We start from the raw sequence: 20,018 nt of genomic DNA on the forward strand, positions 1-20,018 counted from the left end.
GCACGCTTCGCTCGCGAAACCGTGCCGCGGACTCCCGTTCGGCATTTCACGGATACGGCATTTCACGGATACGAGGAGAGGAACACATGCGGATCGGACTGGACGTCTTCGGCGCCGAGCGCTTCTACGACGGCGACCACCGCGGGCTGCTCGATCTGGCGGCCGAGGCCGACCGGCGGGGCGTCGACCTGATCACGACGTCGGACCATCTCGGGTTCTCGAGGCAGGCGCACGCCGAACGGGTGCGGGACAACGGCTTCCCGTTCGAACTGGGGCAGCCGTGGCTCGAACCGATGTCGCTGCTGTCGGCGGTGGCCGCGGTGACCGAGCGGGTGGACCTCGGGGTGTACGTGCTGGTGGCCCCGCTGCGCCCGGCACTGCTGCTGGCCAAGCAGATCGCGACGCTGGACGTGTTGTCCCGCGGCCGCACCCGGATCGGGGTGGGGGTGGGCTGGCAGCAGGCCGAGTACGCGGCGGCGGGCATTCCGTTCGAGCGTCGGTTCGGCCGGCTCGAGGAGACGGTGGCCGCGTGCCGCGAACTGTGGGACGCGCCGCCGGCGTCGTTCACCGGCAGCGGATTCGCGTTCGACGACTTCCACAGCCTGCCCCGGCCCGTGCAGACCCGGGTCCCGATCATCTTCGGGATGGCGCCGTCCAAGCGGAACTTCGACCGGATCGCGCGCGTCGGCGACGGCTGGACCGCGGCACCCGCCGACACGGTCCGGCTCGCGGAGAGCATCACGCTGCTGCGCGCCTGCTTCGAGGAACAGGACCGCGACCCGGCCGAGGCCGAGGTCCAGATGATGCTGCCGACGGCCCGCGGCTTCGACGCGATGACGGCGTCGGCGCGCGAAGCGCGGGACCTCGGCGTCGACACCGTGCTGGTGCGGCCGTCGGCGCTGGACATCGGCGCCGACGACCTCGACGAATTTCTCACCTGGACGGTGGGACTCGACGGACGCCGGGACTGACGTCTCAGACGCGCGCGGCGTCGTCCGCGAAGCGGCGGACGGCGTCGAGGCGCCCCCGCGGATCCGACGGGTCGACGTCGTACAGCCGCCACGGCGTGACCCGGCACCGGGTGACGCCGATGTCGGCCAGGGCGCGGTAGCCGTCGATGTCGGAGACGTCGGTGGGGGAGACGTCGATCTCGAACGGCTCGTTCTCCCGGCCGTTTTCGGTGCGCAGTTCGGTCAGGCGCGCGATCGCGTCCTTCAGTTGCACGGTGTCGGTGTTGACGGAGATCCAGCCGTCGGCGAAGCGTGCGGCACGGCGCAGTCCGGCCTCGCTGTGGCCGCCGCCGTAGACGGGCACGGGACGATCCGGCGCGGGGCTGATCATCAACCGGTCGAAGTCGTAGTGCTTGCCGTGGAACTCGACCCATTGGGGTCCGTTGCCGGCGCAGACGGCTCGCAGGATCTGGATGGCCTCGTCGGTCCGGGCGCCGCGGGTGCGCATCTCGGTGCCGGTGAAACGGAACTCCTCGGGAATCCACGACAGTCCGACGCCGATCGCGATCCGGTTGCCGGACATCACCGCCATCGTCGAGACCTGCTTGGCGGTGAGCAGCGGGTCACGCAGCGGCAGTTTCAGGACGTTGGTGTAGAAGCCGATTCGCGTGGTGACGGCGGCCATCGCGGTCATTGCGATGAACGGGTCCGGCATCGGGGTCTCGGGGGACCACATCCGCTTGCCGTCGGGCGAGTACGGGTAGTCGGCCGAGACGTGTTCGGGATAGAACACCGAATCCGGCATGGCGATCGCGTCGTAGCCGCACTCGTCGGCCACGCGCGCCAGTTCGATCAGCTCTGGGGTCGCGATCATCGCGCCCGGCAATGCCCACTTCATCGTTCGAACGTAGGGCACGAATCGAGCTGGGGGCGTGACAATCCCGGTAGCAGGGACTGCCACGCCGACCGATCACTCGAGGCGTCCGGGCACCGGGTAGCTGCGCAGCGACAGGCCGAGCTGGCCGGAGATGATCAGGTCGTCGATCGTCTCCTGCAGCTTGTGGCAGGTGGGGACCCATGCGCGACCGTCCTGGGTCCGCGACTCGGCGAACTGGGGGCACGCGTTGTCGGCGTCGTCGAGCCACTGGATGCTGGTGTGGGCATCGCTGTACTTCTCGACGAGCACTCGGTTACCGCAGGTGTTGCAGTTGACGCTTTCCATGGACGGACCTCCTGATTCCTCCGGTGACGGTAGTCACTTCTCGGGCCACGCGCGTGCGGTTCTCCCACCGAGCGGGAGGCTCGCTCCCGGTGAGTGGGCATGTGCTACTCGCCTGTAACCCGCTTCTACCTGGGCTGTTAGGCTTCGGCCATGTCCGACACCGAGCCCGTCACCGACGCCGACGACGCCGGCTACCCGTCGCTGCCCGCGACCAGCTGGGCGGTTCTGGGGATGCTGACCCTGGGCGAGGGGCTCACCGGATACGACCTCAAGAAGTGGGCCGACTGGAGCATCGGGTTCTTCTACTGGAGCCCGTCGATCAGCCAGGTGTACGGCGAACTCAAGAAGCTCGAGGCCTCCGGGTTGGTGGAGTCCGAGATGGTCTCCGAGCCCGGCGAGCGCGGACGTCGCGTCTACACGATCACCGCGCGCGGGACCCGTGCCGTGCGGAACTGGTCCCGTGACGCGCCGGTCGAGCAGCCGGTGCTCAAGCACGGTTTACTGCTCCGGTTGTGGATGGGCCATCTCAACGAGCCCGAGCAGCTGAAGGCGTTGGTGCAGTCGCACATCGACAACATGGAGGACCTCCGGCAGCGCGCGCAGCTGCACGGCGACCACGCCACGCGCGAGCCGGCGTGGGCGTTCTCCAAGATGAGCTTGAAGTGGGCGCAGCGCTACTACCAGTCGGAGATCGACCTCGCGAAGGAACTGCTCGCCGACATCGACGACGCCGCCGAGACGCTCTCGCGGGTGCGCGAACGCGACGAACTCGGCAACCCGATCCCGGAGGTGGCCGGATCCTGGCGTGATGTCGAGGATTTCGTCCAGGGCCTGGGGAAGGGCGAGCAGGGCTGACTGCCCTACCCTCCCTCGGGCCGGTCTGATCGGAACTCAGGCGTACTGCAGTCGGGTGCGCGGCGCCGCCGTGGGCAGGCTCTGCAGACGATTGCGGTGCGTGATCGGTGCGGCGCCGCGGGTGCGTCCGGTCATCGCCTGGAGGATCGAGGCGGCGGCCATCCGCACCGGCGCGGTGTGCCGGTGGTCGAACTTGAGATGGGTGGTCGGCCCGCAGATCGAGATGGCGGCGGTGACCCCTCCGATGGGTCCGACCGGGACCGCGATCATGCCGATGCCGCCGGAGATCTGGCTGACCTCGTACGCGACCCCCATCTCGCGGACCTTGTGCAGTTCCGGCGTGAAGTCGAGGAGGTCCTCGCAGCCGCCCGGCGTGTACGCGAGCAGGGCCTTGCCGATCGCGGAGTTGCGGGCCGGGTAGCGGCTGCCCACGCGGGTCGGTAGCTCGGCGGCGAGGCGACCGCCGACCTTGTCGAGGTAGAGCACGTCGGTGCCGTCGAGCACGCCGAGGTGGACGACGTACCCGGTGACGCGGTGCAGTTCCTGGAGGATCGGGGCCGCCGCGGTGTGCAGGCGGTTCTGGTGGACGGCGATCGAGCCGAGCTCCATCAGCCGCGTCCCCAGCTCGTAGTCGCGACCCTCGCGTCGCAGCCACCGCATGTCGACGAGTCGTTCGAGGATCCGGTGCGCCGACGAGCGCGGCAGTCCGGTGCGCTTGACGACCTGGGCGAGCGTGAGGCGGCCGGGGCCGTCGAACGTGTCCAGGACGAGCGAGACTCGCTCGAGAATTGCGGTCGGAGCCGCGTCCGTGGAGTCGTGTGCGGTCATCGATGTCTCCCTCACTGTTGTCGAGCATCGCGGCGAGACCCATCTGACGTGGGTGTTTCGATTAGAAATAATGGCACACGATTCGAGATTTGTGAAGTGGATCACCAAGATCGGTAAACGCCGAAAGGGGGAACCCGGCTGTCCCTGGTGGGACGGGGTTCCCCCTGACGGGAGCGGTGTGCAGTTGTGGAGCGGTCTTACATCGCGGCGAGCGGCTCGCTACCGGACCAGTCGTGGCCCCAGTAGCTGTCGGCGGTGATCTCCTCGGACGTGTAGAACGCCTCGTCGACCAGACTGCCTTCGGTGCCGAACTCGATGTCCCAACCACCGGGGGCGCGGACGTAGAAGGACACCATCTTGTCGTTGGTGTGGCGGCCCAGCGTCGAGGACACCGAGAAACCGTCCTTCATCACGCGGTCGAGCGCCTGGCCGACGGCGTCGAGGGTGTCGACCTCGACCATGATGTGCACCAGGCCGGGGGCTCCGCCGTGCGGGGCCGGGCACAGCGCCAGGCTGTGGTGACGCTGGTTGACACCCAGGAAGCGCACCCGCAGCGGACCGAACTCCGGCGGTGCCGGGATCCGGAAGGCGCCGCGCGGCAGGAAGCCGAGGACGTCGGTGTAGAAGTCGAACGTGCCGTTCGGATCCATCGTGGGCAGCACGACGTGGCCGAGACCCTGTGCGCCGGTGACGAACTTGGCGCCGAACGGGGTGACCACCGGGCTGTGGTCGAGGACCGCGCCGTGGAAGACCTCGAGCGTGGTGCCGGCCGGATCCTGGAAGGTGATGACCTCCTCGACGCGGCGGGCGTCCGCCTCCTCGAGTGAGAGCGGCTTGACCGCGATGCCGGCGCGCTCGACGGCCTCCTTGACCCGGACCAGGGCAGCGTGGTCGCGGACCTCCCAGCCGACGGTGACGACCTCGTCGGTCTCACCCGGCACGACGACGATGCGGGCGGCCCGCTCGTCCACGCGCAGGTAGAGGGCATCGGGGTCCGGGCCGGAGCCCTGTGCGAAGCCGAGCACGTCGAACGCGAAGGTGCGCCAGCGCTCGATGTCGTTGGTCTGGACCTTCACGTAGCCCAGAGCGCGGATGTCGGTGCCGAAGCCGCCGACATTGGGGTTCGTCATGGTTTGTCTCCGTTGTTAATTCGAAGTAGTGGTGATCCAGCGGATCAGATCATGGAACGCAGCGGACCCTGCGGATCCACGCCGAGGCTGCTCAGCGTCGCCGCGTGGTACACGGTGCCGGGGACGTGGATCGCGTGGTGCAAACCCGCGTGTGCGTCACGCCAGAAGCGCTGCATCGGCTTGTCCATGCGCAGTGCGTTGCCGCCGCAGCGGGCGTAGACCTGGTCGATCGCCGTGACGGCCTGCCAGGCGGCGTTGACCTGGGTCTCGCGGCCGAGCGCGCGCTGCTCGAACGTCGGAGTCTTGCCGGCGTCCACCAGATCCCACATGCGATCGACGTTGGCCAGCAGCGAGTCCCGGGCCGCACGCAGCTTCGCGGTGGCCTCGCCCACCGCGAACATCGTGTACGGGTCGTCCTTGACCGCGGTGCCCTGCGGGTTGATCCGCTCGCGCTGGTACTCGTTGGCGTGGTGCAGCACGCCCTCGCAGATGCCGATCGTGGCCGACGTGATGCCGAGCGGGAACATGTTGGACCACGGCATCAGGTACAGCGTCTCGGTGCGGCCGTACTTGCGCACCGCGGTGCCGTCGATGACCTCGTCGCAGTCCATGACGCGGTAATCCGGCACGAACGCGTCCTTGACGACGACGTCCTTGGAGCCGGTGCCGCGCAGACCCACGACGTCCCACGAGTCCTCGATGATCTCGTAGTCGGTGCGCGGGATGATCACGTGCAGCATCCGGGGCGGCATCTCCATGCTGCCGTCCGGGTTGCAGGCGAAGGCCCCCAGGAAGGCCCAGTCGCAGTGGTCCGTTCCCGAGGAGAACGACCACTTGCCGGAGAACTTGTATCCGCCGTCGACCGGCACGCACATGCCGCCGGGCATGTACGGCGACGCGAGCCACGTGTCCTGATCCTCGCCCCAGACCTCCTGCTGGACCTTGGGATCGGCGAAGGCCAGCTGCCACGGGTGCACGCCGACGATGCCGTGGACCCAGCCGGCCGACGGATTCAGCGACGCCGTGCGCATGACGGTCTCCGCGAACTCGCGCGGATGGACCTCGAGGCCTCCGTGCTCCTTCGGCTGGAGCATCCGGATCGAGCCGGCCTCCTTCATGCGCTTGGCGGTCGCATCGGCCACCTTGCCGATCCGCTCGGCCTCCACGCCCTCGACGAAGATGTCGTCGGCGGCGGCCTCGATGCGGGACAGGACTTCGTAACTCATCTGGATTTCCTTCTGGGTGGGTGTGGTTCGGCGAACCGGAGGCTAGGAGTTCGCGGGCGAGTTCGGGGCCTGCTTGGCCATGTTCTCGGCGACTTCCTGCTCCCAGCTCGCGACCGCCCGGGTGGTGTCGATCTCGAACTCGAAGCGCTTGGTCATGTCTTCCGTGATGTCTTCGACATCGACGTAGAACTGCTGGTACCAGCGACGCAGCTGGTAGACCGGACCGTCCTCCTCCGACAGCAGCGGGTTGTCGATGGGCGCCTTGTTCTTCCAGATCTCGACGTCCTGCTCGAAGCCCATCTCGACACCCTCGGCGAACTGCGCCGCCATGCCGGTCGACTCCTCCTCCGACAGGCCCGGCAGCTTCTTGACGATCGCGCCGTACTGCAGCACGAACTCGTTGTTGCTCACCGGGTAGTGGCAGTTGATGAGGACGGTCTCGATGGTCTGGCCGTTGGCGTCCGACTCGAGCCAGTCGATCATGTACGACGGGCCGAAGTACGTGGCCTCCGAACGCAGCTCGGCGTTGGGGTCGTCGTAGTTGGTGCCCGAGACGATGTCCTCACGGCCGGTCGAGTGCATGTACTGCGTGGCGGTGTGGCCCTCGAAGACGTTCTTGAAGTAGCGCGGGAACGAGTAGTGGATGTAGAAGAAGTGCGCCATGTCGACGACGTTGTCGACGATCTCGCGGCAGTGCGAACCCTTGATGCGCAGGGTCTTCCAGCTCCAGTCGGTCCACTCGTCGGTGCCGTAGCCCGCGATCTCGGGGATCGTGACGTCGGCCGGCGGCGGGTTGCCCTGCGGGTCGTTCCAGACGTACAGCTGGCCGTTGCGCTCGAGCGTGGTCCACGCGCGGGTCTTGGCGACCGGGGGAACGCGCCGGGCGTAGGGGATGTCGGTGCACTTGCCCTTGCCGTTCCAGCGCCAGTCGTGGAACGGACACGCGATGGTGTCGCCCTTGATCTCACCCTGGCTCAGGTCACCGCCCATGTGGCGGCAGTACGCGTCGAGGACGTTGAGCTCGCCCTTGCTGTCGGCGAACACGACCAGCTTGGTGCCGAACGCCTCGATCGAGTGCGGCTTGCCGTCCTTGAAGTCCCGGATGAGACCGATGCAGTGCCAGCCGCGCGCGAAACGGGTGGGCGCCGCAGCGGCCACGATCTCGCGGATCTCGTCGGTGTCGTTGGTGGGGGCAGCGTCGAATGCCATGTGTTCCTCCGTGCAGTGAGGGGTCACCGTCCTGTGATGCGCCTCATAGAACTCGGCGGCGTGTCGCGCGGGAAGGGCTTCTCCCGCTGGGTGGAACACCCTGGTAGCTGTGGTATAGCACCACGTCGTCCCGCTGCTCACGCGGTCCGTGAGATGCGGGACGGCCGGACACCACGGGGGCCTCCCACCACACGGGACGAACCCTGCCGCCGGCTCGGTCGCGCTGGTTAGCGTCGCGAAGGGCGAAAGGACTGACCATGACACGAATGGCCGGCAAGGTCGTGCTCATCACGGGCGCAGGCAAGGGAATGGGACGCACGCACGCGGTCCGTCTCGCGGAGGAGGGCGCCGACATCCTCGCGATCGACCTCCCCGGGGAGCAGTCGGAGGCCGACCTGGCCGAGACCGCGCGCCTCGTGCGGGAACTGGGCCGCCGCGCGGTCACCGGCACCGCGGACATCCGGGACCTCGACGCGCTCACCGCGGCCGTGCAGGCGGGCGTGCGCGAGCTGGGCCCGCTCGACACCGTTGTCGCCAACGCCGGTATCTGCGACAACCCCGGACCCTCGTGGACGATCGACGACGACATCTGGAACCGGTCGATCGACGTCAACGTCACCGGCACGTGGCACACCGTCAAGGCGGGTGTCGCCGAACTGAACCCGGACGGCGGTTCGGTCGTCATCGTCAGTTCCACCGCCGCGATCAAGGCCGTGCCCGGCGCGTCGCACTACTCGGCGGCCAAGCACGCGATCACCGGTCTGTCCAAGACTCTCGCGAACGAACTGGGCAAGCGGTCGATCCGCGTCAACACGATTCACCCCGGCGCCGTCGCGACTCCGATGACGATCAATCCGACGACGTTCGCCCGTCTGCGTCCCGACCTCGAGAATCCGACCGAGGCGGACGTCGCCGAGGTGCTGTCGCAGCGGATGCTGCTGCCGGTGCCGTGGGTGGAGTCGATCGACGTGAGCAATGCGGTGCTGTTCCTGGCATCGGACGAATCCCGGTACGTCACAGGCCTGCAGATGGTCATCGATGCCGGTCAGACCCAGAAGGTGGCGTGATGAGCGGACGTCTCGAAGGCAAGGTCGCGCTGATCACCGGCGCCGCGCGGGGAATGGGCCGCGCACAGGCGGTGCGCTTCGCGCAGGAGGGCGCCGACATCATCGCCGTCGACGTGTGCGCGCCCGTCGAACATTCGACCACCCCCGGGGCGTCGCCGGAGGATCTCGCCGAGACCGTGCGGCAGGTGGAGTCGCTGGGCCGCAAGATCTGCGCGTTCGAGGCCGACGTCCGGGACCAGCAGGCGCTGACGTCCGCGGTCGACGCCGGTGTCGAGGCGCTCGGGCGGCTCGACGTCATCTGCGCGACCGCCGGTATCAGCTCGTCCGGTGCCGCCGTCGAGATGGGCGCCGAGCGTTGGCGGACCATGCTCGACGTGAACCTCACCGGCGTGTGGCGCACCTGCAAGGCCGGCATCCCGCACATCGTCGACGGCGGCCGCGGTGGCTCGATCATCCTGATCAGCTCCATCGCGGGTCTGCGCGGACTGGTGAGCGTCGGGCACTACACGGCCGCCAAGCACGGCGTCGTCGGCCTCATGAAGTCGCTGGCGAACGAGCTTGCGCCGCACAGCGTGCGGGTCAACACGATCCATCCCGCGAACACGCGGACCACGATGATCCAGAACGAGTCCACGATGCGGACGTTCTGCCCCGGTGTCGACGAGCCGACGCAGGAACAGTTCGAGGCGGGAACGCAGTCGATGCACCTGCTGCCCGTCGCGATGATCGAACCCGAGGACATCGCCAACGCGAGCCTGTTCCTCGCGTCCGACGAATCCCGCTACATCACCGGCGTGACGTTGCCGGTCGATGCCGGCCACTGCGTGAAGTAGGAGGAGACCTGTGAGGCTCGAGGATCTGCGAGGCCGCACCGCGGTCGTGACCGGTGCGGGCAGCGGGATCGGGGAGGGCGCCGCGCGGTACGCGGCGTCGCTCGGCATGAACGTGGTGCTCGCCGACGTCGCGGCCGAGCGGTTGGACGCCGTCGCCGCCGACCTGCGGGCCGACGGCGCCGCCGTGCTCGCGGTGCCGACCGACGTCCGCGACGCCGCCGCGGTCGACGCGCTCGCCGAAGCCGCCTATGCCGAGTTCGGCGAGGTGACGGTGCTGCTCAACAACGCCGGACTCGAGTCGCTCGGTTTCACGTGGGAGGTGCCCGCCGACGAGTGGCGGCGGGTGATCGATGTGAACCTGCTCGGCGTCTTCCACGGCATCCGGTCGTTCGTTCCGCGGATGGGCGCCGACCCGCGGCCGTCGCACATCGTCAACACGTGCTCGGTGGGCGGCATCGCGATCACCCCGCGGATGACCGCGTACGCGGCGTCCAAGCACGGCGTCCAGGCGCTCACCGAGAGCGTGTATCTCGAATGCGCCGAGGCGTTCCCGCAGATCGCGGTGTCGGTGTTCAGTCCGGGCCAGGTGGCCACGCGCATCTTCGAGGACGCCCCGGTGCACGAGCAGACCGCGGCCGACGCCGGATTCTGGCGCGACCAGATCCGGGAAGGCATGACCGCGGACGAGGCCGCGAAGCTGCTGTTCGACGGCATCGCCCGCGACGACTTCTGGATCCTCACGCACCCCGAGTCGTTCGAGCGGCTCGCGTCCAAGCGCGCCCGGGTGCTCGGCGAGAAGCTACGTCCCGACGCGCTGTTCGACGGCCGGAACTGAGGGGTGCGGGTCCGGGCGGGAAGGTGTAACAGGTTCCAGTTCTGCCGTAATGCGGTTATCGTGTCGGTGACCCGGGCCACACTGGCCGACCCGGCGCGACGGGCGCGCGCAGCGCTGCCGTCGGATCCGTGCACGCAGAAGGAACACACATGACCGACGAGTTCGACGACCTTCTCCACCGCCCGCGTTTCCTGGCTGACCTGCTGATCACCGCGCTCGAGCGCAACGCCGACCGGCCGGCGCTCTACCTCGGTGACGTCGTGCTCACCGGCGGCCAGATGCGCGACCAGATCAGCAGTTTCGGGCAGGCCCTCGAATCGCTGGGCGTCGGCAAGGGCTCGACCGTCGCGATGCTGTCGAAGAACCGCCCCGAGGTCCTCATCAGTGTGGGCTCGCAGATGATCCTCGGCTGCCGCAACACCGCGCTCGCCCCGATGGGTTCGCTCGACGACCACAGCTACATCCTGGGCGACGCCGAGATCGAGACCCTCATCTTCGACCCGACGGCCTTCGAGGGCCGGGCGGCGGAGCTGAAGGCCGCGGTGCCGACGTTGAAGAATCTGTTCTCGCTCGGCCCCTCCGAGGTGGGCGTCGACATCCTCGAACTGGCGAAGACGTTCGCGCCGCAGCGGCTGGTGGCCGCGGCCGTGGACGGCGACGACCCGTCGAGCATGGTCTACACGGGCGGCACCACGGGTAAGCCGAAGGGCGTGGTCAACACGTTCCGCTCCGGCGTGACGCTGCCGCAGATCCAGATGGCCGAATGGCAGTTCCCGGACGAGATGCGATTCCTCGCGTGCACGCCGCTGTCGCACGCGGGCATGGCGTTCTTCGTGCCGACGCTGATGCGCGGTGGCTCGCTGGTGGTGCTGCCGGCGTTCGAGCCCGGCGCCGTCCTCGAGGCGATCGAGAAGTACAAGATCACCTCGACCATGTTGGTGCCCACCATGATCTACATGCTGCTCGACCACCCGGATCTCGAGACCCGCGACGTCTCGAGCCTGCAGACACTGTTCTACGGCGCCGCCGCGATGTCGCCGTCGCGACTGCAGGAGGGCATCGCGAAGCTCGGACCGATCTTCTTCCAGTACTTCGGGCAGAGCGAGTGCGGCATGACGATCACCGTCATGCGCAAGGAGGAGCACGACCCGGAGAACGTCGAGCGACTCGCGTCGTGCGGCCGCCCCGTGCCTTGGCTCGACGTCCGCCTGCTCGACGACGATCTGAACGAGGTGGCGCAGGGCGAACTCGGCGAGATCTGCGTGCGCGGGCCGCTGGTGATGAAGGAGTACTGGCGCAAGCCGCAGGAGACGGCCGAGGCGCTGCGCGGCGGGTGGCTGCACACCGGTGACATCGCCCGCGCCGACAAGGACGGCTTCCTCTACATCGTCGACCGCAAGAAGGACATGATCGTCACCGGCGGCTTCAACGTGTTCCCGCGCGAGATCGAGGACGTCATCTCCGGGCACCCCGCGGTCGCGTCCGTCGCGGTCGTCGGAGTGCCCGACGAGAAGTGGGGCGAGGCCGTCAAGGCGTGCGTCGTGCTGCGCGACGGGCAGACGGTGGAGTCGGCCGAACTCGTCGAACGCGTCCGGTCGGCAAAGGGTTCCGTGCATGCACCCAAGTCGGTGGACTTCGTCGACGCGCTGCCGCTGACCCCGCTCGGCAAGCTCGACAAGAAGGCCCTGCGCGCGCAGTTCTGGGAGGGCGCCGCGCGCTCGGTGTGATCCGAACGCGGTCCGCGCCGATCCGTCAGAACGGGTCGGCGCGGATGGCCTCGGCCGGGGTTCCGGTGGCGATCAGCCGCTCCCGGGTGGTCTGCACCATCGCCGGCGAACCACACAGCAGCACCTGGTGGTCGACGAAGGCGCCGTGATCGGCGACGACGTCGGCGAGGGTGCCCTCGAGCAGATCGTCCTCGTGGAAGTTGACCGGCCCCACCTCCGCGACGATGCGGTCGTACCACTCGTCGGGCCCGCCCGGATCGGTGACGTCCTCGACGATCGGAACCGTGGTGAGCCACGGCAGTTGCTGCGTGAGAACCCACAGCATGTCCGACGCATACAGATCGGTGGCGGTGCGGCCCCCGACGAACAAGTACACCTGCGGCGGATTCTCGACCTGCAGCAGATCCAGGATGAGCGCCCGCAGCGGGGCCAGGCCCGTGCCGCCCGCGACCATCACCACCACGGCCGGGCCGTCCTCGTCGATGCGGAGATCGCCGCGCGGCGAGGAGATCTGCCACCGATCGCCGGGCCGAGTGTCCTCGACGATGCTGCGGCTCACCCAACCGCCCGGCACCGTCCGCACATGGAACTCCAGCTTGCCGTCGAGCGACGGCGGCAGGGCCGGGGACAACCGGCGCGGCAACCGCGGGTGCTGCGGCACGGCGACGTCGACGTACTGTCCGGCACGGAACGGGACGGGGTCGCCGATCAGACGCACCACCGCCAGATCGTTGCGGAGACGGTGGTGTTCGACGACGGTCGCGGTCCAGGAATCCTGCTGCATGCCGATATTGTCCCCGGTTCGGAGGAACCGTGTGAATGTCAGGTCACGAGGTGACGACGTGGCGGTTGTGCCGCCACTGGGCGGCGCACAGGACGCCGGTGAGTACGGCTACGACGGCAATCGGCAGCACCACAGCCGCAGTGGGGCTTCCCACGGTGCGGCCGAAGACGCCCGCTCCGAACGCCACCATGGGTGCTCCGCTACCCGACAGCAGGTCCCATCGCCGGGGACGAACCGGGGGCCGACCCGACCACGGCAGCCGCAGCCCGCGGTTCTCCCGCAGCGTGCGGGCCGTCGCCGCCGCAGCGAGTGCCCCGCCGACGCACGTCACCAGGGCGCTGACGACTGCGAGGCCGGTGGACGGCGGTGCGACGCTCAGTGCGACGCCCGCGGACACGATCGCGACGAACCAGACCCCCACGACCCAACCCCGTTGGGGCGGGGGAGTGTCGGGGCGACCGCGGTCGACCGGTCGCATGGGTGGGATGTGGTGCACGCCGTCAGCTCGCCGTCCCGAACGTGCGGGTGGCCCAGTCCGCGAACGACGTCCAGCCGACGTCCGGGATTTCCGCGTGCAATGCGTCCAGGTCGACCCGGTAGCCGGGGCCGTTGAGGAACCACCACATCGCGTGCATGTCGGGGCTGTCGATCGCGCCGAGGGGCACCGGTTCGAACCGGACCGGCGACCCGATCGCGGCGGTGAGTGCCACGGCCATGGCCTCGGGAGTCGGCGCGTCGCTTGCCAGTTCGATGCGGCGTCCGGAGAAGGACTCGGGGGAGAGCAGGACGTGCGCGGCGAAGGCGCCCAGATCACGACGATCGAGTTGCTGCAGCGGGCGGTCCGGCGGCAGCGGCAGGTCGAGAACCCCCTCGGTGCGGATCCGGTCCTCGCCGCCGAGCGCGTTGTCGTAGAAGTAGGTGGGCCCGAGGATCGTGTGCGCCAGACCGCTCGACCTCAGATCCGCCTCGATCACCCGCTTGCTCTCGAAATGCGGGACACCGCTGTCCTGGTCCGCGCCCGCGACGGAACTGAACACCAGGTGCGGCACCCGCGCCCGCCCGGCCGCGGTGATGATCGTGCGTCCCTGATCGATCTCGGCGTCGACACCGGACTCGAACGGGGTCGTCATCGCGAAGACCGCCGCGACGTCCGTCATCGCGGCGGCCAACGAGTTCGCGTCGTCGAGCGACCCGGTGACGATCTCGGCGCCACGCTCGGCGAGGGCCCGGGCGCCGGACGAGTTCGGGTTCCGGACCAGGGCGCGCAGCGGTGCACCACGCTCGAGCAGTGCGGTGCACACTGCACGTCCCTGCCCGCCGGTGGCGGCGAGCACGAGAATCGGGTGGTCGGGCATCGGATCTCCTCCGGTCGCGGACACGGGGTGCTGCCGACGCGAGCCTACATCCGGGCCGGGGTCAGTACGAGTGGAACCAGCCTCGGTCGCGCCGCACCGCCACCTCCCGTCGATGCGCGATTCGCCAGCCTTCCGGCGTGCGCCGATACTGCACCGTGTAGTGGCCCGCGACGTGGGCGTGGCGGGTCTCGGTGTCGGACGAGGCGCCCGATCGGAACTCGAAATGTACTCGCGCCGTAGCCTCGTCGCCGTCCAGCACGATCGAGGGAGTGTTGAGCAGATGGATCCCGGACGTCGTGGCGGTGAAGTCGACGCAGAACTGTCGGAGAGCGTCGCGTCCCCGGATCGTGGTGCCGGGGACCGCCCCGACCTCCGCGAGTTCGAACACGCCGTCCACGGTGAACAGCGCCGCCCACGCGTCGGCGTCGCCGGAATCCCACGCCGGCGAGTAGGCGCCCTCCAACTGCAGGACGGCGAGGGTGTCCTCGACCGCCCGCAGCCGGTCCTCGACCGAACCGCCCGGTGGTGGACTCGGTGCGTGCAGCGGTGATGCCGTCATGGTTGGAGTCCTTCGTTCACGCGGCTGCCGGATTGCCGTACTGGCCGTTGACCACCTTGCTCGGCGGCACGAAGCGGTAGCCGTCGTCGGCGAGGTTGGGGGCGTGCGACTGCGCCGAGTAGTGGTAGCGCGGCAGGAACGCGGTCTTCGCGTCGTCGAGCACGTCCTGATCCTCGAGTGCCTTCGCGAGTTCGGTGGCGTCCGCGGTGGATCCGACCTTCTTCGCGGCGGCGGCGACGAGGCCGAACGGGTCGTAGTTGTCGGCCAGGATCAGCGTCGAGGGAATCGATCCCATCGAGGCCATCGCGTCGACCATCGTGTTGACGGCGGTGTCGGACGCGTCGTAGACGGTGCTCGGGAACACCTGCATCACGAGATTGGACGCCGCCCGGGTACCGAGCGCGCCCTCGGGGGCCGGCTTCGCGATCAGCGCCGTGCCGGAGACGGACGTGTTGCCGATCAGCGGGATGTTCCAGTCGAGACGCTCGAGGCTCGAGAGCAGATAGCCCAACGGCGCACCGTAGGCGTCGATGACGAGTGCCTGCGTCCCCTTGTTCTTGAGCGCCTGCAGCTGCGCCGTCATGTCGAGGGCCGCAACGTCGTACTCCTCGGCGCCCGATGCGCTGACGCCCTCGGCGGACAGCGCGTCGTCCATCGCCTGGCCGAAGGCCTCACCGTAGGCGCTGCTGCCGTGGATGACGCCCACCTGCTGGTAGTTCTTGCTCTTCGCGTACCGGGCGATCGACACCGCGTACTCGGTGGGCGACGGGGACAGGTCGAAGTTGAGCGGGAACTGCGCCGGGTCCGAGGAGTCGTTGGTGGGACCGACATTGAAGGAGAGGATCTTGTTCTGCTTCAGGATCGGGAGCGTCGCCGCGGACACCGTGGACGGACCCGAGTTGAGGTACAGGTCCGGCCTCTTGCCGGAATTGATCGCGTCGCGCAGGTTGGACACGGCCTTGGTCGCGTCGCCGCCGTCGTCGGTGACGGTGAGTTCCACCTGGCGGCCGCCGATTCCGCCGTCCTTGTTGACCTGCTCGACGCCGGCCTTGGCGGCGAGGATCGAGGTCTGCGCGTTCGCGGCCAACGATCCCTGACCGCTGATCGCCCCGGTCACCAGGACGCGGAACGGCCCGCTGTCGGACGCCTCGTCGTCGGCCGCCGAACTCGAACAGCCCGCGAGGGTCAACGCGGACACGGCGATCGACGCCACGAGCGCTGAGTGCCGAAACTTCATGCCAGTTACCTCCAGTGGAGACACGACGGATGGCAAGCGGATGCTTGGATGCGCCGACACTAGGGGTGTGACATGGGTCGCGTCAACGACATCGGCTCACCGTGCGCGTGTCGAATGAATCTGCGCGACAGTGTGTTTCGAGTCCACTAGTCCGGTCGGGCGACGGATTCCACAGGTGCTCCCGCTGGGTGGGCCGTTTCAGCGCAGCGGGTCGTGCGAGATGGCCTCGACCGGAGTGCCCGCCCGCTGCAACGCGTACGCGGTGGTCTTGACCATCGACGGCGAACCGCAGATCTGGACCTGCCGGTCGGCCCACGATCCGAAGCGGCTCACCACGGCGCCGATCGGCCCGCGCAGTCGCTGGTGCAAGCCGTGTGGCGGTTCGAGCACCGGATACGGGTGCCACCACGGGTTCTCGTCCTCCTCGGTGACCGGGACGATGGTGAGCCACGGGTTGCTCAGCGAGAGATGCCAGAGCGTCTCGATGTCGTACAGGTCGCACGGGTAGGCGCCGCCGACGAACAGGTGTACGCGCGGATTGATCCCCCGGTGCGCCATGTCCATCACCTGGGCGCGCAGCGGGGCCAGGCCGGTGCCGCCCGCGATCATCAGCACGTCCCGGTCGCTCGCGAGGTCCACGTGCAGGCCGCCGAGCGGAGAGCTGATCTGCCAGCGGTCTCCGACCGCCGTCTCGTTCACCATCGCCGGGCTCACCCACCCGCCGGAGACCCGCCGCACGTGGAACTCGATCTGGCCGAACGGGTTCGTCGGGATCGCGGGCGAGAGATAGCGCCACATCTGCGGCCGCTGCGGAATCTGCACGCTCACGTACTGGCCGGCCGCGTACGGGATCGGTGAGTCGCACTCGAGGCGGATGATGGCGAGGTCGCGCAGCACCCGCTCGTGACCGACGACGGTGGCACCCCACAGGGCCGGGAAGTCGTCGGCGTCGGCGGCGTCGGACATCGTGGTGGTGATCAGCGCGATCATCTCCCGCCACGCGGCGTCGCTCTCCGGGCTCCACGGCTCGTCCGAGTCGATGTCGCGAGCCGCGTCCAGCAGGGCGTTGCCGGCGGCGGCGTAGTGCTCGCGCTCGACACCGTACTTGCGGTGGTCGCGACCGAGCTGGGCGAGGAACGGCAGCAGGCGATCGGTGTCGTCGAGCCCGCGCACGATGAACTCGACCGCGGAGACCAGCTTCGCGCGCTGCGCGTCCATCCCGGCCGGGAACAGCGACCGGCACTGCGGGAGCCGTCCGAAGAACTGCGTGTAAAAGGTGCGGGCGAAGCGGTCGCGGTGGCCGGGGGACGCGGTGACGGTAGTGAAAAGTGAGCGGATGAGCCCGATCTCGGCCGTGTCCACGTCGTCCTCCCTCGCGTGTTCCTGGCCCGGGCGTGGGAAACCGACCGGCACCGCATACCAGTGTGCACCGCGCCGGACGGTGTCCCGGTGGTGGCCTCGCCGACCGTGGGGAAATCTCTTCGATATTGTCGAAGTTGAGCGGAACAGACTCAAGGTTTCGTTCGTTGAGGGTAACGACAGCCGTACGGATCCGTCCGCCGCGGCACAATGCTTACGTTCGTTCGTCGCAAGGAAGGTGACCAGTGGACTCGTTCTCTCCCACCACCAAGACCCAGGCCGCGCTGACGGCTGCGTTGCAGTCCGCGGCCGCGGCGGGCAATCCGGACATCCGGCCCGCGCACCTGCTCGTGGCGCTGCTCGACCAGACCGACGGCATCGCTGCGCCGCTGCTCAAGGCCGTCGGGGTCGATCCGACGGTGGTGCGGCGCGAGGCGCAGGTCATCGTCGACCGGCTGCCGCGGGCCACCGGTGCCACCACCCAGCCGCAACTCGGCCGCGAGGCCCTCGCCGCCATCACGTCGGCGCAGCACCTGGCCACCGAACTCGACGACGAGTACGTCTCCACCGAGCACGTCATGGTGGGGCTCGCCGCCGAGGACTCGGACGTCGCGAAGCTGCTCGTCGGGCACGGCGCCACCCCGGAGGCGCTGCGCGACGCGTTCACCGCCGTCCGCGGTAGCGCGCGCGTCACCAGCCCCGACCCGGAGGGCAGCTACCAGGCGCTCGAGAAGTACTCGACCGACCTCACCGCCCGCGCCCGCGAGGGCAAGCTCGACCCGGTGATCGGCCGCGACACGGAGATTCGCCGCGTCGTGCAGGTGCTGAGCCGGCGCACCAAGAACAACCCGGTGCTCATCGGCGAACCCGGCGTCGGCAAGACCGCGATCGTCGAGGGGCTCGCACAGCGCATCGTCGCCGGTGACGTCCCGGAGTCGCTGCGCGGCAAGACCGTCATCTCCCTCGACCTCGGGTCGATGGTGGCCGGCGCCAAGTACCGCGGCGAGTTCGAGGAACGCCTCAAGGCCGTGCTCGACGACATCAAGAACTCGGCCGGCCAGGTCATCACGTTCATCGACGAACTGCACACCATCGTCGGTGCCGGCGCGACGGGCGAGTCGGCGATGGACGCCGGCAACATGATCAAGCCGATGCTCGCCCGCGGTGAGCTGCGGCTTGTCGGTGCCACCACGCTCGAGGAGTACCGCCAATACATCGAGAAGGACGCCGCGCTCGAACGCCGGTTCCAGCAGGTGCTGGTCGGGGAGCCGTCCGTCGAGGACACCGTCGGCATCCTCCGCGGCCTCAAGGAGCGGTACGAGGTGCACCACGGCGTGCGCATCACCGACTCCGCGCTCGTCGCCGCCGCCACCCTGTCGGACCGTTACATCACGTCGCGCTTCCTTCCGGACAAGGCGATCGACCTCGTCGACGAGGCCGCGTCGCGCCTGCGGATGGAGATCGACTCGCGGCCCGTCGAGATCGACGAGGTGGAGCGCACCGTGCGTCGCCTCGAGATCGAGGAGATGGCGCTCGAGAAGGAGACCGACGCCGCATCCAAGGATCGGTTGGCGAAGCTGCGTGAGGAACTCGCCGACGACCGCGAGAAGCTGCGTCAGCTCACCGCGCGGTGGCAGAACGAGAAGAACGCCATCGACTCGGTGCGCGAGGTCAAGGAGCAGCTCGAGGCGCTGCGCGGCGAGGAGGAACGCGCCGAACGCGACGGCGACCTCGGCAAGGTCGCCGAGCTGCGCTACGGCCGGATCCCCGAGCTGGAGAAGCAGCTCGAGGCCGCCGCGGCCGTGTCGGACGGGGCGTCCGACGGAGCCGTCATGCTCAAGGAGGAGGTCGGCCCGGACGACGTCGCCGACGTCGTCGCCGCATGGACCGGCATCCCCGCCGGCCGCATGATGGAAGGCGAGACCGCCAAGCTGCTGCGCATGGAGACCGAACTCGCCAAGCGGGTCGTCGGGCAGACCGAAGCGGTGCAGGCTGTGTCGGACGCGGTGCGCCGCGCCCGGGCCGGCGTCGCCGATCCGAACCGGCCCACCGGATCGTTCCTGTTCCTCGGCCCCACCGGTGTCGGCAAGACCGAGCTCGCGAAGGGGTTGGCGGACTTCCTGTTCGACGACGAACGCGCGATGGTGCGCATCGACATGTCGGAGTACAGCGAGAAGCACTCGGTGGCTCGGCTCGTCGGTGCCCCTCCCGGCTACGTCGGCTACGAGTCGGGCGGGCAGCTCACCGAGGCGGTGCGACGCCGGCCGTACACCGTGGTGCTGTTCGACGAGGTCGAGAAGGCGCACCCGGACGTCTTCGACATCCTGCTGCAGGTGCTCGACGACGGCCGCCTCACCGACGGCCAGGGGCGCACGGTCGACTTCCGCAACACCATCCTGATCCTCACCTCCAACCTCGGTGCGGGCGGTGACCGGGACCAGGTGATGGCGGCGGTGCGGTCGGCGTTCAAGCCGGAGTTCGTCAACCGGCTCGACGACGTCGTCGTCTTCGACCCGCTCTCGGAGGAGCAGCTCGAGTCGATCGTCGACATCCAGCTCGACCAGCTGGCAACCCGTCTCGCGGCGCGCCGGCTCACGCTGGAGGTGTCGGACGGGGCGCGGCTGTGGCTCGCGGTGCGCGGCTACGACCCGCTGTACGGCGCCCGTCCGCTGCGTCGCCTCATCCAGCAGGCGATCGGCGACCAGCTCGCCAAGCTGCTCCTCGCGGGCACCGTCCGGGACGGCGACACCGTGCCGGTGACCGTCTCCGAGGACGGGGATCGTCTGGTGCTGGGCTAGGCGCTGCGCGCCCGTGCGCCTTTTCGGTAGTACCCACTACCGAA

General features: G+C 68.9%; 19 protein-coding genes. 7 read left to right on the forward strand and 12 right to left on the reverse strand.

The window, feature by feature from the left end:
* Nucleotides 1-86 precede the first annotated feature (86 nt).
* Nucleotides 87-971: a TIGR03619 family F420-dependent LLM class oxidoreductase gene (locus tag PSS76_RS04465; protein WP_069855945.1), complete on the forward strand. Its 885-nt coding sequence runs from the start codon at nt 87-89 to the stop codon at nt 969-971.
* 4 nt (nt 972-975) lie between these two features.
* On the opposite strand, the gene PSS76_RS04470 is transcribed toward PSS76_RS04465, so the two are convergent.
* Together PSS76_RS04470 and PSS76_RS04475 are read right to left on the reverse strand one after the other, a co-directional pair.
* On the reverse strand, nt 976-1,848 hold the full coding sequence (locus PSS76_RS04470; protein ID WP_064079226.1) for a TIGR03619 family F420-dependent LLM class oxidoreductase: 873 nt from the start codon (nt 1,846-1,848) through the stop codon (nt 976-978).
* Between the two features lie 72 nt (nt 1,849-1,920).
* Nucleotides 1,921-2,172 carry a hypothetical protein gene (locus PSS76_RS04475; protein ID WP_005517705.1) on the reverse strand — a complete coding sequence of 84 codons (252 nt, stop codon included), beginning with the start codon at nt 2,170-2,172 and terminating at the stop codon, nt 1,921-1,923.
* Between the two features lie 150 nt (nt 2,173-2,322).
* Between PSS76_RS04475 and PSS76_RS04480 the strand changes: the two genes are divergently transcribed.
* Nucleotides 2,323-3,027: a PadR family transcriptional regulator gene (locus PSS76_RS04480; RefSeq protein WP_005517706.1), complete on the forward strand. Its 705-nt coding sequence runs from the start codon at nt 2,323-2,325 to the stop codon at nt 3,025-3,027.
* Between the two features lie 36 nt (nt 3,028-3,063).
* Here the strand turns inward: PSS76_RS04480 and PSS76_RS04485 are convergent, their stop codons facing one another.
* From PSS76_RS04485 to PSS76_RS04500, 4 genes are all read right to left on the reverse strand, one after another.
* On the reverse strand, nt 3,064-3,855 hold the full coding sequence (locus tag PSS76_RS04485; RefSeq protein WP_069855944.1) for an IclR family transcriptional regulator: 792 nt from the start codon (nt 3,853-3,855) through the stop codon (nt 3,064-3,066).
* A gap of 197 nt (nt 3,856-4,052) precedes the next feature.
* Nucleotides 4,053-4,985 carry a biphenyl-2,3-diol 1,2-dioxygenase gene (bphC, locus tag PSS76_RS04490; protein ID WP_005517708.1) on the reverse strand — a complete coding sequence of 311 codons (933 nt, stop codon included), beginning with the start codon at nt 4,983-4,985 and terminating at the stop codon, nt 4,053-4,055.
* Between the two features lie 44 nt (nt 4,986-5,029).
* Nucleotides 5,030-6,211 carry an acyl-CoA dehydrogenase family protein gene (locus tag PSS76_RS04495; RefSeq protein WP_005517709.1) on the reverse strand — a complete coding sequence of 394 codons (1,182 nt, stop codon included), beginning with the start codon at nt 6,209-6,211 and terminating at the stop codon, nt 5,030-5,032.
* A gap of 42 nt (nt 6,212-6,253) precedes the next feature.
* Nucleotides 6,254-7,420: a 3-ketosteroid-9-alpha-monooxygenase, oxygenase component gene (locus PSS76_RS04500; protein WP_013417167.1), complete on the reverse strand. Its 1,167-nt coding sequence runs from the start codon at nt 7,418-7,420 to the stop codon at nt 6,254-6,256.
* A 257-nt stretch (nt 7,421-7,677) separates the two neighbouring features.
* Here PSS76_RS04500 and PSS76_RS04505 point away from each other — a divergent pair, with 257 nt between their 5' ends.
* The 4 genes from PSS76_RS04505 to PSS76_RS04520 all read left to right on the forward strand — a co-directional run bounded on the left by PSS76_RS04505 (nt 7,678) and on the right by PSS76_RS04520 (nt 11,882).
* Nucleotides 7,678-8,487 carry a mycofactocin-coupled SDR family oxidoreductase gene (locus tag PSS76_RS04505; RefSeq protein WP_005517712.1) on the forward strand — a complete coding sequence of 270 codons (810 nt, stop codon included), beginning with the start codon at nt 7,678-7,680 and terminating at the stop codon, nt 8,485-8,487.
* The gene (locus PSS76_RS04510; protein WP_145273212.1) at nt 8,487-9,320 is read left to right on the forward strand and encodes a mycofactocin-coupled SDR family oxidoreductase; all 834 of its coding nucleotides are present in this window, start codon (nt 8,487-8,489) and stop codon (nt 9,318-9,320) included. The genes PSS76_RS04505 and PSS76_RS04510 overlap by 1 nt, the downstream gene beginning before the upstream one ends.
* A gap of 10 nt (nt 9,321-9,330) precedes the next feature.
* Nucleotides 9,331-10,155, forward strand: a complete 825-nt coding sequence (locus PSS76_RS04515) for an SDR family NAD(P)-dependent oxidoreductase (protein WP_081184252.1) — start codon at nt 9,331-9,333, stop codon at nt 10,153-10,155.
* Nucleotides 10,156-10,304: 149 nt separating this feature from the next.
* Nucleotides 10,305-11,882, forward strand: coding sequence for an AMP-binding protein (locus tag PSS76_RS04520; RefSeq protein ID WP_041674435.1), 1,578 nt, complete (start codon nt 10,305-10,307; stop codon nt 11,880-11,882).
* 25 nt (nt 11,883-11,907) lie between these two features.
* On the opposite strand, the gene PSS76_RS04525 is transcribed toward PSS76_RS04520, so the two are convergent.
* The 6 genes from PSS76_RS04525 to PSS76_RS04550 form a co-directional block, all read right to left on the reverse strand.
* Nucleotides 11,908-12,666: an FAD-binding oxidoreductase gene (locus tag PSS76_RS04525; RefSeq protein WP_005517716.1), complete on the reverse strand. Its 759-nt coding sequence runs from the start codon at nt 12,664-12,666 to the stop codon at nt 11,908-11,910.
* 43 nt (nt 12,667-12,709) lie between these two features.
* Nucleotides 12,710-13,087: a hypothetical protein gene (locus PSS76_RS04530; protein WP_084979907.1), complete on the reverse strand. Its 378-nt coding sequence runs from the start codon at nt 13,085-13,087 to the stop codon at nt 12,710-12,712.
* 79 nt (nt 13,088-13,166) lie between these two features.
* Nucleotides 13,167-14,021 carry an NmrA/HSCARG family protein gene (locus PSS76_RS04535; RefSeq protein ID WP_084979905.1) on the reverse strand — a complete coding sequence of 285 codons (855 nt, stop codon included), beginning with the start codon at nt 14,019-14,021 and terminating at the stop codon, nt 13,167-13,169.
* 61 nt (nt 14,022-14,082) lie between these two features.
* On the reverse strand, nt 14,083-14,580 hold the full coding sequence (locus PSS76_RS04540) for a nuclear transport factor 2 family protein (protein ID WP_013417161.1): 498 nt from the start codon (nt 14,578-14,580) through the stop codon (nt 14,083-14,085).
* 16 nt (nt 14,581-14,596) lie between these two features.
* The gene (locus tag PSS76_RS04545; protein ID WP_084979903.1) at nt 14,597-15,817 is read right to left on the reverse strand and encodes an ABC transporter substrate-binding protein; all 1,221 of its coding nucleotides are present in this window, start codon (nt 15,815-15,817) and stop codon (nt 14,597-14,599) included.
* 198 nt (nt 15,818-16,015) lie between these two features.
* Nucleotides 16,016-17,179 (reverse strand): FAD-binding oxidoreductase, encoded by a 1,164-nt coding sequence (locus PSS76_RS04550; RefSeq protein WP_064079233.1) that lies wholly within the window; start codon nt 17,177-17,179, stop codon nt 16,016-16,018.
* Nucleotides 17,180-17,421: 242 nt separating this feature from the next.
* Here PSS76_RS04550 and clpB point away from each other — a divergent pair, with 242 nt between their 5' ends.
* A complete protein-coding gene (clpB, locus tag PSS76_RS04555; RefSeq protein ID WP_337455917.1) occupies nt 17,422-19,974 on the forward strand; it encodes an ATP-dependent chaperone ClpB in 2,553 nt (850 codons plus the stop codon).
* Nucleotides 19,975-20,018 lie beyond the last annotated feature (44 nt).

This window comes from Prescottella sp. D32, from assembly GCF_037287305.1.
Classification (GTDB): domain Bacteria; phylum Actinomycetota; class Actinomycetes; order Mycobacteriales; family Mycobacteriaceae; genus Prescottella; species Prescottella equi.